This is a genomic window from Streptococcus mitis (genome assembly GCF_047463435.1).
Lineage (GTDB): Bacteria > Bacillota > Bacilli > Lactobacillales > Streptococcaceae > Streptococcus > Streptococcus mitis_DS.
In genome coordinates this window covers 46,799-68,375 of the sequence record NZ_JASHDW010000008.1, presented here as the reverse complement: position 1 = coordinate 68,375, position 21,577 = coordinate 46,799, and the positions used below count along the sequence as shown (strand labels likewise).

At 38.6% G+C, this 21,577-nt stretch carries 16 protein-coding genes and 1 pseudogene; 14 read left to right on the top strand and 3 right to left on the bottom strand.

What is annotated here, in order from left to right; translation table 11 throughout:
* Positions 1-15: 15 nt before the first annotated feature.
* Together QM843_RS06250 and QM843_RS06245 are read right to left on the bottom strand one after the other, a co-directional pair.
* Positions 16-981, bottom strand: a complete 966-nt coding sequence (locus tag QM843_RS06250; RefSeq protein ID WP_414304602.1) for a LacI family DNA-binding transcriptional regulator — start codon at positions 979-981, stop codon at positions 16-18.
* Positions 962-2,416: a sucrose-6-phosphate hydrolase gene (locus tag QM843_RS06245; protein WP_033685441.1), complete on the bottom strand. Its 1,455-nt coding sequence runs from the start codon at positions 2,414-2,416 to the stop codon at positions 962-964. Before QM843_RS06245 ends, QM843_RS06250 begins: the two co-directional genes overlap by 20 nt.
* A 378-nt stretch (positions 2,417-2,794) precedes the next feature.
* Here QM843_RS06245 and QM843_RS06240 point away from each other — a divergent pair, with 378 nt between their 5' ends.
* Positions 2,795-4,681 (top strand): sucrose-specific PTS transporter subunit IIBC, encoded by a 1,887-nt coding sequence (locus tag QM843_RS06240; RefSeq protein ID WP_084862947.1) that lies wholly within the window; start codon positions 2,795-2,797, stop codon positions 4,679-4,681.
* A gap of 254 nt (positions 4,682-4,935) precedes the next feature.
* Complete coding sequence (gene scrK, locus QM843_RS06235) at positions 4,936-5,823, top strand: fructokinase ScrK (protein WP_000164310.1); 888 nt, start codon at positions 4,936-4,938, stop codon at positions 5,821-5,823.
* Between the two features lie 42 nt (positions 5,824-5,865).
* Here scrK and QM843_RS06230 read toward each other — a convergent pair whose 3' ends face one another.
* The gene (locus QM843_RS06230; protein WP_000076168.1) at positions 5,866-6,483 is read right to left on the bottom strand and encodes a TVP38/TMEM64 family protein; all 618 of its coding nucleotides are present in this window, start codon (positions 6,481-6,483) and stop codon (positions 5,866-5,868) included.
* A 560-nt stretch (positions 6,484-7,043) separates the two neighbouring features.
* Between QM843_RS06230 and QM843_RS06225 the strand changes: the two genes are divergently transcribed.
* The 12 genes and pseudogenes from QM843_RS06225 (at position 7,044) to metF (ending at position 21,383) form a co-directional block, all read left to right on the top strand.
* Positions 7,044-7,235, top strand: a complete 192-nt coding sequence (locus QM843_RS06225) for a hypothetical protein (RefSeq protein WP_214614865.1) — start codon at positions 7,044-7,046, stop codon at positions 7,233-7,235.
* A 135-nt stretch (positions 7,236-7,370) separates the two neighbouring features.
* Positions 7,371-8,684, top strand: a complete 1,314-nt coding sequence (locus QM843_RS06220; protein WP_214614866.1) for a reverse transcriptase domain-containing protein — start codon at positions 7,371-7,373, stop codon at positions 8,682-8,684.
* Between the two features lie 107 nt (positions 8,685-8,791).
* Positions 8,792-10,363: a type I restriction-modification system subunit M gene (locus tag QM843_RS06215; RefSeq protein ID WP_023948474.1), complete on the top strand. Its 1,572-nt coding sequence runs from the start codon at positions 8,792-8,794 to the stop codon at positions 10,361-10,363.
* Positions 10,353-10,640, top strand: a pseudogene (locus tag QM843_RS06210) (cell filamentation protein Fic); the annotation flags it as partial. The gene QM843_RS06215 and the pseudogene QM843_RS06210, both read left to right, overlap by 11 nt.
* 135 nt (positions 10,641-10,775) lie before the next feature.
* Positions 10,776-11,651, top strand: coding sequence for an Abi family protein (locus QM843_RS06205; RefSeq protein ID WP_023947855.1), 876 nt, complete (start codon positions 10,776-10,778; stop codon positions 11,649-11,651).
* An 11-nt stretch (positions 11,652-11,662) separates the two neighbouring features.
* Positions 11,663-13,378, top strand: a complete 1,716-nt coding sequence (locus QM843_RS06200; RefSeq protein ID WP_214614867.1) for a restriction endonuclease subunit S — start codon at positions 11,663-11,665, stop codon at positions 13,376-13,378.
* Positions 13,379-13,434: 56 nt separating this feature from the next.
* Positions 13,435-16,479 (top strand): type I restriction endonuclease subunit R, encoded by a 3,045-nt coding sequence (locus tag QM843_RS06195; protein ID WP_414304601.1) that lies wholly within the window; start codon positions 13,435-13,437, stop codon positions 16,477-16,479.
* 123 nt (positions 16,480-16,602) lie between these two features.
* Positions 16,603-17,007, top strand: coding sequence for a YbgA family protein (locus QM843_RS06190; RefSeq protein ID WP_414304600.1), 405 nt, complete (start codon positions 16,603-16,605; stop codon positions 17,005-17,007).
* On the top strand, positions 16,991-17,356 hold the full coding sequence (locus QM843_RS06185) for a TIGR02328 family protein (RefSeq protein ID WP_414304599.1): 366 nt from the start codon (positions 16,991-16,993) through the stop codon (positions 17,354-17,356). Before QM843_RS06190 ends, QM843_RS06185 begins: the two co-directional genes overlap by 17 nt.
* A 187-nt stretch (positions 17,357-17,543) precedes the next feature.
* Complete coding sequence (locus tag QM843_RS06180) at positions 17,544-17,837, top strand: helix-turn-helix domain-containing protein (protein ID WP_000797746.1); 294 nt, start codon at positions 17,544-17,546, stop codon at positions 17,835-17,837.
* A gap of 328 nt (positions 17,838-18,165) precedes the next feature.
* Positions 18,166-20,415: a 5-methyltetrahydropteroyltriglutamate--homocysteine S-methyltransferase gene (metE, locus tag QM843_RS06175; protein WP_084950912.1), complete on the top strand. Its 2,250-nt coding sequence runs from the start codon at positions 18,166-18,168 to the stop codon at positions 20,413-20,415.
* A 101-nt stretch (positions 20,416-20,516) separates the two neighbouring features.
* Positions 20,517-21,383 (top strand): methylenetetrahydrofolate reductase [NAD(P)H], encoded by an 867-nt coding sequence (gene metF, locus QM843_RS06170; RefSeq protein ID WP_414304598.1) that lies wholly within the window; start codon positions 20,517-20,519, stop codon positions 21,381-21,383.
* Positions 21,384-21,577 lie beyond the last annotated feature (194 nt).

The following is a 21,577-nucleotide window of genomic DNA, read 5'->3' as shown; positions in this document are numbered from 1 at the left end:
GATTTTCGAAGAGTATTAAATACTTTTTCCTGGTAATAGGGTGACTGGTAAGAAGTAACCAGTTGTCGCAACTTCCTTGCCTTCGATCTTTTGCAAGAGGAGGTCCACAGTGAGGCAGGCAATCTCTTCCAAGGGTTGCTTGACAGTAGCCAGTTGAGGGTAGTAGTTCTCGATAAAATAGGTCCCATCGTAGCCGATGACCTTGAGCTCTTCAGGAACAGAAATGCCTAGTTCTTGAGCAATTTTAATGACCAGAATAGCTGTCAAATCATCCGAAGCAAAGATGGCATCAGGCTTTTGTCGGGTCAAGATATTCTTGATTTCCATTTCTTTTCTGACAGGAGAAAAGTCACTGGAAACATTGATAATAGGAGCTTTTGGGAGTACGGATGCAAAACCAGCGTGGCGCAGTCCTGTTGGCGAATTGGAATTGTCATTCCCTGTAATCATGATGATAGACTGGGCGCCTGTCTTAACCAAGGTCTGGGCAGCAAGAACCCCACCAGCATAGTTGTCAGAGGAAACGACAGGGATGTCTGGCGATAGGTTTCGGTCAAAGGAAATAATCGGTGCTGTCACACGATTGTAGTCTTCTATTCCCAAGTTGTGACTACCAGAAATGATGCCGTCCACCTGATTGGCTTCCAGCATTTCGATGTACTCGCGTTCCTTCTCAGAATCGTGCTCGCTGTTGCAGATGATGGTCTTGTAGCCATTTTTGAAGAGTTGGTGTTCCAATTTATCAATCAATTCTGCATAGAAAACGTTGGAAATATTTGGGAAAATCAAGCCGATTAATTTAGCCGATTTTCCTTGCAGACTACGAGCTAGGTTGTTGGGTTTATAGCCCAATTCCCGCATGGCTTCATTGACCTTTTGAATAGTTTTCTCTGATAAATAGCCTTTTTTATTGATAACCCGAGAAACGGTAGTAGGGCTGACGCCTGCAAGTTTGGCGACATCAGTTAGTTTTGCGACCATAATCTAATTCATAGTAAGTTCCAGTTGGGTTTCCAGATTTGATCAGGATACCATTTTGGTCCGCATGTGGGAAGACACGACCAGAAAATACTTTTTCTCCTTTATTGATGAAAATTTCAAAGACAGAGTTATCGATGAAGATTGTAGCAGTAGTAGCCTGGTTATCGATTGGGCAAGAACGAGTTGTCCCAAATTCTTGAGCGTACTGTTCACCAGCTTGGCTACGATCCACTGTCACTTGACCATTTACAAGGTCAAAGTTGATTGAAAGTCCCTTGCCTTCTTTATCAGCAAGTAAGACAATCTCGCTCTGGCTATTGGCTTCCAAGTTGAGTTCAAGTTCGTAAGTGTTATTGGTTTGGGCACGATTTGAGAAGGCTTCTTCAGAAGCACGAAGGTCCTTGACAGCTGCGACTGGGTATTGGTAGAGTTTACCGTCTTTGATAGTGAGTTCTTTGACCAAAGAGAAGGTTCCTTGGTGGTCAAAACGATCAGAAGGGTAAGAAACATCTGGCAAACCAAGCCAGCTAACAGCTAGAGCACGTCCATCAGGAGAGTTGAAGGCTTGAGTTGCATAGGCTTCGAAACCATAGTCCATGTTTTGAAGTTGAGACACATCTACCATTTTGGCATTTTCAGGGTCAAAGGAAGCCCCAATCTTATACATATTTGGATAGATATTATCGTAATCTAGAACTTTCTTATCCAATCCTTGTGGGCAGTAAAGAAGGACAGGTTGCTCCCCTACAAAGATCAGATTTGGGCATTCCATCATATAGGCAGTGCGGTCGTTAGCAAAGTCAAGGTCGCCAACAGCTTGCCAGTTTGTGTAGTCGTTGTCAATAGCTTTGTAGAGACGAACGAAGCCTTTTTTCTCCAAATCTTGTCCACCGACGATGGCATAGTATTGACCTTTAAAATTAAAAATTTGCGGATCGCGGAAGTGGTCTGTAGAGTCTGCCGGCTGGTCAATTAAGATCTTGTCAATCTTCGTAATATTGCCTTCCTTATCCATCAAAGCCCCAATCTGGTATGGGTGACGGATCCAATTTTCATCGCGGACATTTCCTGTATAAAATAGGAATAAGTTATCGCCAAACTGCATGGCAGAACCAGAGTAGGCACCGTGGCTATCTAATGGAGTGTCAGGCAAAACTTTGACTCCAGTTTCTGTGAAATGAACCAAGTCCTCACTTTCCAATTGAACCCAAGATTTCAAACCATGGGCTGCACCAAAAGGAAAGTTCTGATAAAAAACAATCCACTTTCCATCAAAGTAAGAAAAGCCATTTGGGTCGTTTAGGAGTCCTGTTTTTGGCTCAACATGGTAATGAGTATGCCATGGAGATTGTGCCATATTTTCTTTTATATGTTGAATTTCTTCTTGCGTCCAATCTTGATAAAGTCTGTAACGACGCTCAGTTGTCCATTTCATTCATTCATTCCTCCAAAAATCTTATCACTTTTAATAGTAACCGTTTTCGGAAAAAAAAGCAAGCCTTTTATGTTAAAAAAAGAAAAAACTGTCAAACGTTTGTCACAAAATAAATGCAGGAAATCAATCAAATTTTCACGAAAATATGAAAGAGAATGAAACAAAACCCTTTTAAATAAGATTTTAAACTTATTTTTTCAAGGAATACCTGATAAAACAGTCAAAATCAATCAATCTAAAGCATGCTTACTAAGTGGATAGAATATTTTTTCTGCAAAACGCTTGACATATTTCTAAAACATGATAAAATAATAGTCGTAGGGCGGATAAAATCGCTTTCAAACAAGAACAAAATTTTATATAAGGAGATTTTTGCAAATGAACAATCAGGAAATTGCAAAAAAAGTCATCGATGCCTTGGGCGGACGTGAAAATGTCAACAGTGTTGCCCACTGTGCGACTCGTCTTCGTGTCATGGTCAAAGATGAAGGAAAAATCAATAAAGAAGTGATTGAGAACTTGGAAAAAGTTCAAGGTGCTTTCTTTAACTCAGGTCAATACCAAATCATCTTTGGTACAGGTACAGTTAACAAAATGTACGATGAAGTTGTTGCACTTGGTTTGCCAACATCATCTAAAGATGATATGAAAGCAGAAGCTGCCAAACAAGGGAACTGGTTCCAACGTGCTATCCGTACTTTCGGTGACGTTTTCGTTCCAATCATCCCAGTTATCGTAGCAACAGGTCTTTTCATGGGTGTACGTGGTCTATTGACTGCTCTTGGAATGACACTTCCAGCTGACGTGACAACTTACACGCAAATCTTGACAGATACAGCCTTTATCATCTTGCCAGGTTTGGTTGTGTGGTCAACCTTCCGTGTATTCGGTGGAAATCCAGCCGTTGGTATCGTTCTTGGTATGATGCTTGTTTCTGACTCGCTTCCAAACGCTTGGGCAGTCGCTTCAGGTGGTGAAGTAACAGCTATGAACTTCTTTGGTTTCATCCCTGTTGTTGGTTTGCAAGGTTCTGTTCTTCCAGCCTTCATCATCGGGGTTGTCGGAGCTAAATTTGAAAAAGCTGTCCGCAAGGTTGTTCCAGATGTCATTGACCTCTTGGTAACGCCATTTGTTACACTTTTGGTCATGTCTATCCTTGGACTCTTTGTCATTGGACCGGTCTTCCACGTCGTTGAAAACTACATCCTTATCGCTACAAAAGCGATCCTCAGCTTGCCATTTGGTCTTGGTGGTTTCTTGATCGGTGGGGTTCACCAATTGATTGTCGTGTCAGGTGTGCACCACATTTTCAACTTGCTTGAAGTTCAATTGCTTGCTGCTGACCATGCTAACCCATTCAACGCGATCATCACAGCTGCTATGACAGCTCAAGGTGCTGCGACTGTTGCGGTTGGTGTTAAAACTAAAAATCCAAAACTAAAAACACTTGCTTTCCCAGCTGCTCTTTCTGCCTTCCTAGGTATTACAGAGCCTGCTATTTTCGGGGTTAACTTGCGTTTCCGTAAACCATTCTTCCTTTCATTGATTGCTGGTGCAATCGGTGGTGGATTGGCTTCTATCCTTGGACTTGCAGGTACTGGTAATGGTATCACCGTCATCCCTGGTACAATGCTTTACATCGGTAACGGACAACTTGCACAATACCTTCTTATGGTAGCTGTATCATTCGTTCTTGGTTTCGCTCTTACTTATATGTTTGGTTATGAGGATGAAAAAGAAGTTGCTACTGAAGTAGAGACAGAACGTTTGGTCCAAGAAGAAACAACTGGTAACATTCCAGCAACTCTTCAAAATGAAACACTTGTAACTCCTATCGTTGGTGACGTTGTTGCTCTTGCTGATGTTAATGACCCAGTATTCTCAAGTGGAGCTATGGGACAAGGTATCGCTGTGAAACCTAGCCAAGGTGTGGTATATGCACCAGCTGATGCTGAAGTTTCAATTGCCTTTCCAACAGGACACGCTTTTGGTTTGAAAACAACTGATGGTGCTGAAGTTTTGATCCACGTTGGTATTGACACTGTATCTATGAATGGTGAAGGTTTTGAAGCAAAAGTTGCTCAAGGTGACAAGGTGAAAGCTGGCGATGTTCTTGGAACATTTGACTCAAACAAAATCGCTGCAGCTGGACTTGATGATACAACAATGGTTATCGTTACAAATACAGCTGACTACGCTTCAGTAGCTCCAGTCGCAACAGGTTCAGTTGCTAAGGGGGATGCTGTGATCGAAGTGAAAATCTAATACTCTTCGAAAATCAAATTCAAACCACGTCAGCTTCGCCTTGCCGTACTCAAGTACAGCCTTCGGCTAGCTTCCTAGTTTGCTCTTTGATTTTCATTGAGTACAATATTCCCTCTCATAATGAAAACGAACAAATGACATGTTTGTTCGTTTTTGCTTGAATGGTAAGATTTACAGAGGAAAATCTAAAAAATTGAGAAACTTAGATTTTTAAAATATGCTATAATAAAGAAAATAAAAACAAGAGGTTTATCATGACAAAATTATATGGAAGCTTGGAAGCGGGCGGCACAAAGTTTGTCTGTGCTGTCGGTGATGAAAACTTTAACGTTGTAGAAAAAACACAATTTCCAACAACAACTCCAATCGAAACAATCGATAAAACCATTGAGTTCTTCTCAAAATTCGATAACCTTGCTGGTCTTGCAGTTGGTTCATTTGGTCCCATTGATATTGACAAAAACTCAAAAACTTATGGTTTTATCACAACGACTCCAAAACCAAACTGGGCAAATGTGGACTTGCTTGGTGCCCTTCGTCGCGCCCTCAACGTGCCAATGTACTTCACAACAGACGTAAACAGCTCTGCTTATGGTGAAGTGGTTGCCCGTAACAATGCTGGTGGTCGTATCGAAAACTTGGTTTACTACACAATCGGTACAGGTATCGGTGCAGGTGTTATCCAACGTGGTGAGTTTATCGGCGGTGTGGGTCACCCTGAGATGGGTCATTATTATGTTGCTAGACACCCAATGGATATTGAAAAAGAGTTTAAGGGTGTTTGTCCTTTCCATAAAGGATGTCTGGAAGGCTATGCAGCTGGTCCAAGTTTGGAAGCTCGTACAGGTGTTCGTGGGGAAAACATTGAACTCAACAACCCTGTTTGGGATGTTCAAGCCTACTATATCGCTCAAGCCGCGGTTAATGCGACAGTGACTTTCCGCCCAGACGTGATTGTCTTTGGTGGAGGGGTCATGGCTCAACAACACATGCTAGACCGTGTCCGTGAGAAATTTACATCTCTTCTCAATGGTTACCTACCAGTACCTGATGTGCGTGACTACATCGTGACACCAGCAGTAGCAGGAAATGGTTCTGCCACACTTGGGAACTTTGTTCTTGCAAAAGAAGTTTCAAAATAAAGCACAAAATCCGCTTGGGGAACCAAACGGATTTTTTATGTGTCAAAGCATTTGCCAGAAGAAGTCGATAATATAGGTCAGACCGTAGGTATAAACCACGAGAGTAAAGGGCTTGGTCAGAATGATGATAGTCATATAGCGCTTGAAGCTCATCTTGGTCAGGGCAGCCAGCATACAGAGAAAGTCAGCTGGACTAATGGGCCAAATCATCATAAAAATAAAGAAACGGTCAAAACGATTGCCCTTGTCCAACCAGCCGATATACTTGTCATAGGTGCGCTTGCTGACGACGGACTGGACAAAGGCGGCCCCGTAGAGGCGCACGAGGTAAAAGATAATGGCACAGCCAATCACGATACCGATATAGTTATAGATAGTTCCGATGATATGGCCGTAGATAAAGACGCCAGCCACCGAGGTCAAGGCCCCAGGAATGATAGGGACGACCGTTTGTAAAATCTGTAAAAAGATAAAGAGAGGTGGCCCCCAGATACCTGCCTGCTGGATAAAGGCAGAGAGGGTTTCCTTAGACTGTAAAATCCCAGCCTGATAAGCCCAAATACAGAAAATCAAACTCCCAACCCCACCGACAATCGATGAGATGTTGATAACTTGCTGCAGAAGGGGAGAAACAGCTTTCATTTGTTTATCCTGTGACATGTAAACTCCTCATAGATAGTATAGTTCTACTATACCATATTTTGGAGGAGAAAGGGGGAATGAGTGTTTTTGCTGAGAAATAGATGGGAATACAGGCCTTCGAGATTTAGAATAGATCTCTTTCCTAAAATTTACATGTATCCTGGATTTAGAATAAGCGTAATTTCATAAATTTAAAAGTATTCTAAGCTTCGAATAGCTTATCTACGAAAGTTTTGAGGTCTTCTAGCTTTCGAATAGTCGTATTTGCTAAAGTTTATATGTATTCTAAAGCTAGAAAGGCTAAAATCGAAAAATAGCAAGAGTATCTATCTGATGGAAGGAGTGTATACCTAGCAAGTATCCTTCGAATCGTTAGTTAATTTTAAAATTAATTAGTTCTAGAATAATTACTAAATATAGTTAGATAGTGAATTATTTATTACTTGACTTCGTTTTTTAAAATGGTAAAATAAAGTTGTCCATAGGTTCAGCCGTATGGGAAGTCGAATTTATCTGTCACAATGATAGACACTTGCTCACAAGCTGCAAATTGTGCTATAATTGATATAGATGAGAAGTTGTTAATTTTGATTATCACTGCAATCTGCCTCTATCGGCAGTTTGGACCCGAACTTAGACAGCGTCCTCGTCTGCGTTCGACTCTTAGTCAAATCAACCAGTTTAGAGAATTGGAGGAATTACTGATGGATTTCTTTGAAGAAATCGTTCTAACATTCGTGACTAATTTGGTATTCGGTATTATAAAATAAATTAATAAGTGTGCAATATTAGCTTTTGTTATAGGAATACCGACCTATTGCTAATATTGCTCCTTTTGTTTTATGGAAAAAATAAATTTCAAATCGTATAAGTGTAAGAAATATCGTCATATTGATAAAAGGATAATGATTGATAGGGTAATAGATTATATTACAGACCCAGAGAAAGTTGCTCGTCATAGCTTTCTTCCTTTTTTGCGTTATGAGCGGAAAAGTTCTAAGTACGTTGGTTATGAGTTTAGTGATATTGATGGTAGACCTGTGAAGTTTAAGATTCGTCCTCTAATGTATGCGGGTCATTTAGATGGTTTGATATATAAATATTATTCTGACTTATTAAACATTTGCTACAATGAGTGGATGGAGGATAATGAATTAAATTTCTTCTCGGTGGCATACCGTACGAATAAACAACATCAAAGTAGTATAAATTTTGCTGCGGAGGCGATTTCTTTTATAGAGAAGCAAGACAATGCTTTGATAATTATTGGTGATTTTGAAAAGTTTTTTGATACATTGGATCACAAATTATTAAAGGATAGATTGCAGAGAGTATTAAAAGTTCAACAGTTACCAAGTGATTGGTATAACATATATAAATCACTAACTAAATTTGCCTTTATTGAAAAAAGTACTTTAGATTTTTCCGATGATTCTTTGGTACTGAAAAATGATGTTAGTTATTTTCGAAGTATAGGTGATTTTAGAAAATTTCAAAAATATAATAAATGCAAATTAAACAAAAATATTTTTGGAATCCCTCAAGGAAATTCATTAAGTGGAGTTCTTGCTAATATCTATGCTATTGATTTTGATAGGAGCTTAGCTGAACTTTCAAAAGAATTTGATGGTTTTTATCAAAGATATTCTGATGATTTTATAATTGTATTAGATGTTGAAAAACTGTATTCTAGGTATGGAAATAATTTTGTAGAGGAGATTACAAATTTATTAAAAGAACTATCAGATGAGAATAAAATTCATTTACAGGCTGATAAAAATAAAAAATTTTTTATTAATGATAATGTGGTATTGGATGAACACAACAAAGTAAATGGTATAGATTATTTAGGTTTTCGATTTGATGGTAATAATGTCAAAATTCGTGAAAAGAGTATCTATAAATTTTACCGTGAAGGTAGAAAATTGATATACAAATCTAAATATATTCAAAGAAAGAAAGGATTAAAGAAGCTACCAAATCGTCACAAAATTTACTCGTTGTATACTGATTTTGGAAAATCAAAAAAATATCCTAGCAATTTTATAAAATATGCTCAGAGATCCCAGGAAATATTTGATAAAATTAGTCCAAATACTTCTAATCTAATGTTATCACAATTAAAAAATAGAAAGAAAAAAATTGAAAAAGCATTAGGATATAGGATTCACTCTAAAATGAACATCACTCGCTCTTCTGTACTGCATCCCAAAAGTTAGATTTTTTCTGTCTAACTTTTAGGACGCACTTTTATTCTTGGTTTAAGTGCTTTTTCTTAAAATATGATAAAATATAAAGGATAATGCATTGAATTAGGGAAGTGAAAATGGCAAGTAAAGAAAATGCAGAACGCAAGGAACTGCATCGTAAGATTTGGGCGATTGCGGACGATGTTCGTGGAGCTGTAGATGGTTGGGATTTTAAACAATACATTTTAGGCATCCTTTTCTATCGATTTATTTCAGAGCATATGGCTGATTATTTTGACCGTGCTGAGCATGAGGCTGGGGATTTAGAATTCCGTTATGCTGAATTGAGTGACCAAGAAGCTGAGCAAGATTTTAAACCAGGGACAGTTGAGGATAAGGGATTCTTTATTCTTCCGAGTCAACTATTTGAAAATGTAGTCAAGAATGCCTCGAAAAATGAAAATTTAAACGAAGACTTGGCCAATATTTTCCAAGCTATTGAGAAATCAGCGATTGGCTTTAAATCAGAGGATGATATCAAAGGTTTGTTTGATAACTTGGATACACGAAGTAATATCCTTGGTGGAACTGTTCCAGAAAAAAATAAACGACTTTCTGACATTCTAAATGGTATCAATAGCATTAACTTTGGTAACTTTGAGGAAAATGACATCGATGCCTTTGGGGATGCTTATGAGTTCTTGATTTCCAACTATGCAAGTAATGCAGGAAAAAGTGGGGGTGAATTTTTCACACCTCAGACAGTCTCTAAACTATTAGCTCGTCTAGTGATGGTCGGCAAGGACAAGATTAACAAGGTCTATGACCCAACATGTGGTTCAGGCTCTCTCCTTCTTCAAATGAAAAAACAATATGAAGACCATATCTTAGAGGATGGTTTCTTTGGTCAGGAAATCAATATGACCAACTACAACTTGGCTCGTATGAATATGTTCTTGCACAATATCAACTACAATAACTTTGATATTAAGCGAGGAGATACCCTTTTAAATCCTCAGCATTTAGAAGAAAAGCCATTTGATGCTATCGTTTCTAACCCTCCGTATTCTGTCAAATGGGTGGGAGATGGAGAGCCAACTCTAATAAATGATGACCGCTTTGCGCCAGCTGGTAAGCTAGCTCCTAAGTCAAAAGCTGACTTTGCCTTTATCATGCATAGTCTCAATCACTTGTCCAATAAAGGTCGAGCAGCTATTGTATGTTTTCCAGGAATTTTCTATCGTGGAGGAGCTGAAAAGACCATTCGTCAGTATCTAGTAGATAATAACTTTGTTGAAGCAGTGATTTCCCTTCCAGACAATCTCTTCTTTGGCACTTCTATTGCGACTACAATCTTAGTTCTGGCGAAGAATAAACTTGAAAATAAAACCCTCTTTATTGATGCGAGTAAAGAATTCAAAAAAGAGACCAATAACAATGTTTTGACAGATAGTAATATCGAGCACATTGTTGAATTGTTCACTAATTATCAAAGTGAAGACTATAAAGTAGCTCTTGTTGATAATGAGGTGATTGGCTCAGAGCAAGACTACAATCTATCTGTCTCAACCTATGTTGAACAAGAAGATACACGTGAGAAGATTGATATAGATGTTCTCAATAAAGAAATCGCTGAGACTGTTGCCAAAATTGACCACTTGCGTGCAGAGATAGACAAGATTGTAGAGGAGCTGAGCTATGGCAAATGATGTGATTCTCTATAGGACAGATGACGGCGAGTCCGCTATTGAACTTCACTTGGATAATGGAACGGTCTGGCTGACCCAACAAGAACTAGCTGAGCTCTTTCAAACTTCCAAGCAAAATATTAGTAAATATATCAAGGTTATTTTCGAAGATGGAGAATTATCGGAAGAGGCAACTGTCAACTATAAGTTGACAGTTCAAAATGAGGGGAATAGAAGTGTTCAGCGAAATGTTGCCTACTATAATCTGGATATGACTTTGGCGATTGGCTACCGTGTATACTATATTGAAAATAATTCCAAAAATAGTAAAAAATCCTTGAATTATCTGTTAAAAACGGTATAATAGAGTTAATAGGACCGCCCACCTCTCTTTGATGTGACAAGGCGGACATTTTTTTATACGGAAGTTGCTATGAAAATTAAAGAATTTAAAACTTGGGATGAGCAGGTGGCCAAATTAATTGAGCACGGATGTAAAGATATCAAATCAAATGAGTATGCGATTGATATTTTACAAAAGGTTAATTATTATCGGCTAACTGCTTATTTTTTACCTTTTCGTGACAAAGAGACGCAGAAGTATGATTCCAGCAAGGTTTCTTTGGAGAAAATTTATGGAATTGCTTGTTTTGATGCAGAGTTACGTTTGCTTATTTTCAAGTATTTAGAGGACATTGAGTTGTATTTTAGGACTCAAGTCGCCTATCATCATGGAAATAAATACGGAGCTTTAGCTTATAAAGAAGCTACTGCTTTTAATAAATTTCATAAACATAATGAATTTTTAGGAAATGTTGAAAAGGAATTGGAGCATAGGAAGAAAAGCCCTATTTATAAGCATCATCAGCGAAAATATGATGGAGAATTTCCTATTTGGGTTTTAGTAGAATTTTTTACTTTTGGAATGACTTCGAAATTTTTTGCAGATTCTCCGATAGATATCCAGCAAGATATTGCTAAAAATGTTGGTATAAAGTCCACTCAAGTTAGAACCTATCTAGAAGTTGTAGTGGTTCTAAGAAATTACTGTGCCCACTATAATCGATTATATTATACAAGCTTCACAAAGGTACCTGGTCAACTCCCTACTTTCATGAATGAAAATAGTAAATTGAAAAATAGACTAATGGCACAACTTTATGCAGTTAAAAGCCTCTATCCTGATAAGAAAAAATGGAATGAAGGATTTTTATGTGAATTGTCAGCACTCATTAAACGCTATCAAGCAGTGATTCATCTGCATCATATTGGATTTGTGGAGGAGTGGGAAGAAGCACTAAAGAAATGAGGGAGTATGATATGAACATTCTAGAAGAAATCCGAAACTGTCCTGTTGAGTGGAAAGAGCTGGGGGAAGTGGCGTTTTTAAAACGTGGAAAAGCAATTACCTCTAAAACAGCTACTGATGGACCTTATCCAGTTATTTCTGGAGGTCAGAAACCTGCATACTTACATGGGGACTTTAACAGAGAAGGTGAAACAATAACTGTTGCAGGTAGTGGTGCATATGCAGGTTTTGTGATGTATTGGAATGAACCGATATTTGTATCAGATGCTTTTTCTATTAAACCATTTGATAGGATTTTAAGCTCGAAGTTCTTATATTATTATTTGCTAGAAATACAAGGAATACTTTTTAGTTTGAAAAAAGGATCAGGAGTACCACACGTATATCCTAAGGATGTTTCAAGAATTTTCATTCCCATCCCTCCTCTAGAAATTCAAGAGAAAATCGTACAAATACTTGACAAATTCACTGATTATGTTACAGAATTGACCTCAGAATTGACCTCACGTAAAAAGCAATATTCTTATTATCGAGATAAATTGTTATCTTTTGAGGATGAAGTTTATCAGGTTGAGTGGAAGAAGTTAAACGAATGTCTTAAAAAAGGAAAAGGAACTAAAATTACAGCTAGTCAGATGAAATTACTTCACAAAGATGGTGCACCAATCCGTATTTTTGCAGGAGGAAAGACTTATGCTGATGTGAACTATGGAGATATTCCTGATAAAGATATTCATACTGAAGAAGCAATTATTGTAAAATCTCGCGGGATTATTGACTTTGAATATTGTAAAAAACCATTTAGTTTTAAAAATGAATTCTGGTCATACAGCTCAAATAATGAAAGTATCAATTTAAGATATGTTTATCACTATTTAGTTTATAATAAAGGACATTTTCAAAATATTGCTAACAATATGCAGATGCCACAAATTTCTAGTAATGATACTGAAAAATTCAAAATCCCAGTCCCTTCTCTCGAAATTCAGTCACGTATTGTTCAAGTTTTAGATAACTTTGATACGGTTTGTAACGATTTAAATATTGGACTGCCTGGGGAGATTGAACTACGTCAAAAACAGTACGAATATTTTAGAGAAAAACTCTTGACATTCGTCGCCGAAGGCGAGTACACTGAGAGTAGAGTAGAGGAGTGGGACAACTCCGCTATTATCAAGCTTTTACAGTGGGTATTTGGTCCAATTCGAGTGAAGGTGGGACAAGTTGTCAATTTGCAACGTGGGAAACGTCTTGTTAGAAAGCAACTAACTACTTCAGGAAGTGTTCCAGTTTATCAAAATAGTTTGGCGCCCTTGGGATATTATACCGAATCAAACAGAGTGAAAAATACTAGTTTTGTAATTTGTGCAGGGGCGGCTGGTGAAATTGGGTATAGCGCTATGGACTTTTGGGCGGCAGATGATGTCTACACATTAGCGACGTCAGATAATATTTCTGATAAATTTATGTACTATGTCTTGTTAAGTAAGCAAGATAGACTTAAATCACAGGTTCGAAAGGCTAGTATTCCTAGATTATCTAAGGATGCTATTGATAAAGTAACGTTCTACTTACCCCCATTTTCCGAACAAAAAAGAATCGTCTCCATTCTTGACAATTTTAACACCCTAACCAACTCTCTTTCTGAAGGTCTTCCAAAAGAAATCGAACTAAGACAGAAACAGTATGAATACTGGAGAGAACAATTATTAAACTTTACTAGATAAATTCTTGAATCATTTTGAGAAAGAATCTCAATTAATACAATAAAAGGAAGCATACTATGGTTGATTATTCAAAAGTACATGAAGTAATTGCGGAAACAAATGAAGGGATTCTCTTGGCTGAGTATCAACCAGAGTATCGCACAGATAGAGAATTTCAGTCTGAGGCAGATTTGGAAAGACAATTGCTTACAGATTTGGTTAATGGTCTCAATTATGAACGACTGGATATCCATACTCCTACGGAGCTTTTAGCGAATGCAAAGGTTCAAATTGAAAAGCTTAATAAGGTGACCTTTACAGATGCTGAATGGCAACGTTTTATAGTTGAGTATTTAGATTGTCCCAATGAAGGTTTGGTTGAAAAAACACGAAAAATCCAAGAGAATCATATCTATGACTTTGTCTTTGATGATGGACGGATTAAAAATATTTTCATCCTTGACAAGAAAAATATTCATAACAACAGTATGCAGGTCATCAATCAAGTGACGCAAGTGGGGAGCCATACTAACCGTTATGATGTGACTATTTTAGTCAATGGTCTTCCGCTAGTTCAGATTGAATTGAAGAAGCGGGGTGTCAGTCTGCAAGAAGCCTTTAATCAGGTTCACCGTTATAGTAAGGAAAGCTTTAACAGCGAAAATTCTTTGTATAAGTATGTTCAGATTTTTGTGATTTCGAATGGCACTTATACACGCTACTTTGCAAATACGACAGCTCAAAATAAAAATCACTATGAGTTTACCTGTGAGTGGGCAGACCGTAAGAACAAGACTATTCACGAATTGGAAGATTTTACCGTTACTTTCTTAAGCAAGCGTGTCCTCTTGGAAGTTTTGACCAAGTATTGTGTTTTTGATGTGGATAATACCTTGCTCATTATGCGTCCTTATCAGATAGCAGCTACTGAGAGTATTTTGAGAAAAATCCATTCCTCGAATGAGATGAAGAATTTTGGAACAATCAATGCTTGTGGCTATATCTGGCATACGACAGGGTCAGGGAAAACCTTGACCAGCTTTAAGACAGCGCGCTTAGCGACCGAGTTGGACTACATTGACAAAGTGATCTTCGTTGTAGATAGAAAAGACTTAGACTATCAAACCATGAAGGAATATCAAAAATTCCAACCAAATTCAGTCAATGGTAGTAACAATACAAAAGAACTCCAACGCAGTATCGAAGAAAATGATGATCGAATCGTTGTCACAACTATTCAAAAGTTAAATAAGTTTATCACTGCGAATCCTAATCATGAAGTCTATGCTAAGAAATGTGTCTTGATTTTTGACGAGTGTCATCGTTCTCAGTTTGGGAAGGCGCAAAAGCGTATTAAGAAGGCCTTTAAACAGTATGCCTTATTTGGATTTACAGGGACACCAATTTTCCCAGAAAATAGTTTGACGGGTGAAACGACACAAGAAGTTTTTGGAGAACAACTTCATAACTACGTTATCACGGATGCTATTCGAGATAAAAAAGTCTTGAAGTTTAAGGTTGATTACAACTATATCAAGCCTGAAATTAATAAGTATAGAGAAGCTGAAAAAGCAGTTGGCCGAGAGATTGATGAGAAGAAACTCAAAAAGATGGAGAAGGAGCTACTTCTACATCCAGAACGGATAGCAACCATCACAGAATACTTACTTCGCGTGTATAATAAAAAAACACACCGAAATCAACACTATACTCATAAACAAAAACAATTGTCTGGCTTTAATGCTATGCTGGCTGTACAAAGTATTGAAGCAGCAAAATTATACTATGAAGAACTCCAACGACAGCAAGCAGCTTTACCAGAGGCTAAGCGTTTGAAAGTTGCGACTATCTTTAGCTTTGCACCTAACGAAGAACAGTCAGCTTACGGCGAAATTCAAGATGAAGAGCTAGAGTCTCAAGAAACAGCCATGCCTCTATCTTCTAAAGAGTTTCTTTCTAGAGCGATTGATGATTATAATCACATGTTTAAGACCAACTTCTCAGCTGATGGGAAGGAGTTTCAAAATTACTATCGTGACCTTTCCAAACGCGTTAAATCCAAGGAAGTGGATTTGCTGATTGTGGTCGGTATGTTCTTAACGGGATTTGATGCCCCGACTATGAATACACTCTTTGTCGATAAAAATCTACGTTATCATGGTTTGATTCAGGCCTTCTCGAGAACCAATCGGATTTTTAACAAGGTTAAACCTTTTGGAAATATTGTTTGTTTCCGTGATTTAGAAAAGGCTACGCAAGAAGCTATTAAGACTTTTGGAGACACAAATAAGCTTGAAATCATCTTAGAAAAAAGCTTTAGTGAATACATGGATGGTTTTGTGGATCAAGTAACGGGTATCGAGGTCAAAGGATATACTGCGGTTTGTCAGGAAATTCTGGAAGGATTCCCGAACCCGCAAGAAATTGAAACAGAGCACGATAAAAAAGAGTTTGTTAAGTTATTTGGTGAGTTATTGAAACTTGATAATGTTCTTCGAAATTATGACGAATTTCAAGAAATCGACAAACCTATTTCAGAAGGTTATCTTCAGGATTTAAGAAGCACTTATGTGGAAATTCGAGATGAATTTTTGAACCTTAAAAATTATGAAAAGACCAAGGATTTGGATGTTGATCTTTCAGATGTTGAATTTGAAATCGAACTCTTAAAAACAGATGAGATTAATCTGGACTACATTCTTGCATTGATTGTTGAAAAATCGAAGAATTCTGAGTCCAAAGAAGCAATGAAAGCAGAAGTTAGTCGTGTGATTCGCTCTAGCATTGATATTCGTGCCAAAGAAGAGTTGGTTATCGGGTTTATTAATGACACTGATTTGCAAAAATTGAAAGACCATGATGGGATTATCAATGCTTTCTACGAATATGGCAAGGGGCGTAAGAAAATCGCAATCCATGACCTAGCTGAGTCTGAGAAACTTGTAGCTGATTACCAATTATTCATAGACAAATCAATTCAACGAGGTTATGCTGAAAACAGTGGGACTGATTTGGATTCGATTATTCCACCAACTTCTCGTAGACAGGGAGCGCGTGAACGAAAAAAGCAAGAAGTTTTACGTAAGATTCAGTTGTTAGTAGAGACTTATTCAGGTATTTAAGGATTGTTGACTAATATTTATTAAAAAAATCAGGCTCTACGAAAAATACTATTTATTCGCTCATTTTTAAGATATAACTTTGTTTCCATATTTCCGGGGAACTAGTAGAAAGTAGGGAGAAATATGGAAAATAACAACCAACGTGCCCTTTGTCAGCGACTCTGGGCGGAAAATAAATACCTCGTTTTGAGTCATTCTAGCAATATTTACAATGAGATTCGTCAGTATCTAAAGAATGAAGAGGTGGAGGTGAGTCAGGTTCAGGAGATGATTGACTGTGCCTGCCAGATTTCAGAACACAGGGGTCAGGTTTGCAATGCTTTTCAGCATATTTGGGGCTATTTCAAAAAGAAAGCAACAGAGACTGAACGCAAGGACTACATGCTCTTGCTGGATCGCTACCGATTTGGTCAGGCTTCTCAGGCAGACTTGATTACTAAGACTCGAGACTTGCTTGATCGCTATCCAAATACCTATTTGCAACATTCGACTTTACTAAAAGGAGATTGTCATGAGACTTTGGCATGAGGCTTTGATTTCACAGCTTCCCCGTCCTCAACTCTTGGGACAACATCGAGAGTGCTGTGCCCTCCGTGGCAATGGCTGGGGCAGAAAGCATGCAACGGTGGACTATGTCTTTACCCACTCGCCCTATCATCTCTATGCCTATCATGACTTGATCATGAAGGAGATGGCTGACCGAGGCTTTAAGGTCAGTCCAGAGTGGCTGGATAAAAACTACCGTGGTAAGATTTGTCCTTCTTATCAAGATTTAGCAGGGGAGAAGTTGACTAGTCCTATATACAGCGAACATGATGCTACCTACTATGAGGAGTGTCTGGCAAATCTCCGAGAGAAGGGGATAGAGCTGGAATAAGAGTCAGTATGCTCTTTGATTTAGAACTCTTCTCGTAATTTTTTCGAATAATAAAAATGAGACCTTTAGAATGATTCTAAGGTCTTCTTTTTATAAATGTTAGGATTTACTTTTAATAACTTTTGAGATATAATTGTTGAAAAAGCCAAGCGTGAACTAAAGGACTTAAAAGAAAGAGGGTTAAGTGATGAAGAATAGTGCTATCGGGAGTAATTGGAAGGATGTCCGCTCTGAGCTCTTTACCAAGGAGGAAATCCTTGAAAGTGATATGCGAGTGGCTATCATGAGTGAGTTGATTGAAGCCAGACATGAGCAAGGAATCAGCCAGAAAAAGCTAGAAGAACTTAGTGGAGTAAGCCAACCTGTCATCGCTAGAATGGAAACAGGAAAGACTAGTCCTCAGTTGGACACGGTCCTAAAAGTCCTAGCCAGTTTAGGAAAGACACTAGCAGTCGTCCCCCTCGAACAGAGAAAGAGTTGATAGGGATGAAATTACGAAGTAAGTTGCTCCCGTTCGCACTTTTCAGGGAAATATCAGAATTACAAAAGAAAAATCAACCTATAGTCTTTTCTAATAACAATTCATAGTCACTTATAAGAATTACTAATAACACGTTTGAAGAGCCTAACTGCAATAGAGCTATAAAACAAGATATACAAAGGATTTGAGGCATGTGTCTCAAGTCTTTATCTTTTGTCTAAAATAGAGGTATAGTTTCAAACTATATCAAAGCCTAATTTTTTACAATTATACAGATGATTTCTTTTCTGTTAAGATAGTTTCAACAACAAATTTTGGAGGACACATCATGTCAACTACAATCATCGGTTTCCCTCGTTTGGGCGAATTCCGCGAATTAAAATTTACAACTGAAAAATACTTTAGAAAAGAAATCTCAGAAGAAGAACTCTTGGCAGCCGCAAAAGACTTGCGTGCTAAACACTGGAACATCATCAAAGAAAAAGGAATCACTGAAATTCCATCAAATGATTTTTCTCACTATGACAACTTCCTAGATGCAGCTTTCCTTTTCAACGTGGTACCTGCTTCAGTTCAAAACTTGGACTTGTCTGACCTTGAGCGCTACTTCGCTTTGGGTCGTGGTTACCAAGGAGAAAAAGGAGACGTTCGCGCCCTTCCAATGAAGAAATGGTTCAACACCAACTACCACTACATCGTTCCTAAATTTGAAAAAGACACTCAAGTAAAATTGGCTGGTCACAAGATTTTCGATGAGTTCCAAGAAGCAAAAGAGCTTGGATTGAACACTCGTCCAGTCCTTGTAGGACCATTCACTTTCCTTCAATTGTCAGACTTTGAAGAAGGTGTGAAAGCAGAAGACTTCGTAGACAGCTTAGTTGCTGCTTACCAAGAAGTTTTTGCTAAATTGGCTGAACTTGGTGCAACTCGCATCCAATTGGATGAAGCTGCTCTTGTAAAAGACTTGACAGCCGAAGAAAAAACTCTCTTCTTGAATCTCTACAACAAACTTTTGGCTGATAAAAAAGGTCTTGAAGTCTTGCTTCAAACTTACTTTGGTGACGTTCGTGATGTCTACGCTGACCTTGTAAACTTGCCAGTTGATGCTATCGGTCTTGACTTCGTTGAAGGTAAGAAAACTCTTGAACTCGTTAAAGGTGGTTTCCCAGCTGACAAGACTCTCTATGCAGGTATTGTCAATGGTAAAAACATCTGGCGTAACAACTACGAAAAGAGTTTGGCTATTCTTGAGCAAATCCCAGCTGAAAACATCGTATTGACAAGCTCATGCTCACTTCTTCATGTGCCATTTACAACAGCTAATGAAGAATTTGAACCAGCTATCTTGAACCACTTTGCCTTCGCAGTTGAAAAATTAGACGAAATCCGTGATTTGGATGCTATCCGCAACGGTCAAGGAGCAGAAGCTCTTGCAGCTAACAAAGAACTCTTTGCGACTGAGCGTGTTGGTGAAAATGCAGAACTTCGTGCGCGCATCGCTGGTTTGACAGACGCTGACTACACTCGTTTGCCAGCCTTTGCAGAACGTGAAGCCATCCAAGAAGAAGCTTTCAAACTTCCAGCTCTTCCAACAACAACTATCGGTTCATTCCCTCAAACAAAAGAAGTTCGTGCTAAACGTTTGGCTTACCGTAAAGGTGAATTGTCTCAAGAAGAGTACGACGCTTTCCTTGCTGAAACGATCGATGAATGGATCAAATGGCAAGAAGATATCGACTTTGATGTCCTTGTTCACGGTGAATTTGAGCGTAATGACATGGTTGAGTACTTCGGTCAAAACTTGTCAGGTTACCTCTTCTCTAAAAATGGTTGGGTACAATCATACGGTATGCGTGGAGTTAAACCACCAATCATCTGGGGTGATGTAACTCGTCTTAACCCTATCACTGTTAAATGGTCTAGCTATGCACAAAGCCGTACAAACAAACCTGTTAAAGGTATGTTGACTGGACCTGTTACCATCCTCAACTGGTCATTCCCACGTGAAGACATCTCTATCAAGGATTCTACTCTTCAAATCGCCCTTGCTATCAAGGATGAAGTGCTTGACCTTGAAGCTGCTGGTGTGAAAATCATCCAAATCGATGAGGCTGCTCTTCGTGAAAAATTGCCACTCCGTCGTAGCGACTGGTATGAAGACTACCTTGACTGGGCAATTCCTGCCTTCCGCTTGGTACACTCAACAGTAGCGCCAGATACTCAAATCCACACTCACATGTGTTACTCAGAATTTACAGATATCATCCCAGCTATCGACAACATGGATGCAGACGTTATCTCATTTGAGGCTAGCCGTTCAAACCTTGAAATCTTGGACGAACTCAAAGCGAAAAACTTCCAAACAGAAGTAGGACCTGGGGTTTACGATATCCACTCACCTCGTGTACCAAATGAAGGCGAAATCGACAATACAATCGAAGCTATCCTTGCTAAAGTGCCAAGCAAGAAAGTTTGGATCAACCCTGACTGTGGTTTGAAAACACGTGGTATTCCAGAAACAAAAGAAAGCTTGATCCGCCTTGTTGAAGCAGCGAAAGCTGCGCGTGAGAAATTGTAAGATAAGTATTTCTCAAGAAGCGCTGTTTGGTCAATCTGCCTGTTTCACTTGGATTCTAAGAGTCCAGCTAACGAAAAATCAACTAGAAAAGGATAATGACTATGTCACGCCAAACACCGTCACTCTCATTTGAAGTGTTCCCTCCAAACCCAGCCGTGGGTAATGATAAAATTATTTCTGCTCTTCAAGACATGCAGGAATTGGCTCCCCACTTTATTAGTGTGACTGCCAGCAATAATAAATTTAATATCAAGGAAACGACGGTCCGTTTGGCCGACTTTATCCAAAATGACTTAGCGATTCCGACTATTGCTCACTTGCCAGCCATCTATTTGACCAAGGACAAGGTTGCTGAAACTATTGCTGACTTGGACGAGGTTGGTGTCCAGAAAATCTTGGCCTTGCGTGGGGATATCATTCCAGATGTAGAACCGCAAAAAGATTTCCGCTACGCAACCGACTTGATTGAGTTCATCAAGGAACAAGCCCCTCACTTTGATATTGTCGGAGCTTGCTATCCAGAAGGGCATCCAGATTCACCAAATCAGATTTCAGATATTCAAAATCTTAAGAAGAAAGTGGATGCAGGTTGTTCGAGCCTCGTTACTCAGCTTTTCTTTGACAATGAGCGCTTCTATGATTTCCAAGACAAGTGCATCTTGGCTGGGATTGATGTTCCCATTCATGCAGGGATTATGCCAATTCTGAATCGAAATCAGGCTCTCCGCCTCTTGAAGACTTGTGAGAATATCCACCTTCCACGCAAATTTAAAGCCATCTTAGACAAGTATGAGCATGACCCTGAGTCGCTCAGAGCAGCAGGACTTGCCTATGCAGTGGACCAAATCGTGGACTTGGTAACTCAGGATGTTGCCGGTGTGCATCTCTACACCATGAATAATGCGGATACAGCAAAATACATCCACCAAGCAACTCATGCCTTGTTTAATCATCAGTCTCTAGGATAATAAAAAGCAAACCATTCTTCTCAGGTGAGGGGAATGGTTCCTTTTTAATGGTAAAGGCCGCACTTTTTAAGAAAAATATGATAAAATAGACTCTGTACGTACTTGATACAAAGATGAGGGTATAAACAGATTTTTAACTATTCAAATCTGCTATAAAAAGGAAAAATACTAAAGAATAATATTTTTAAACTTTT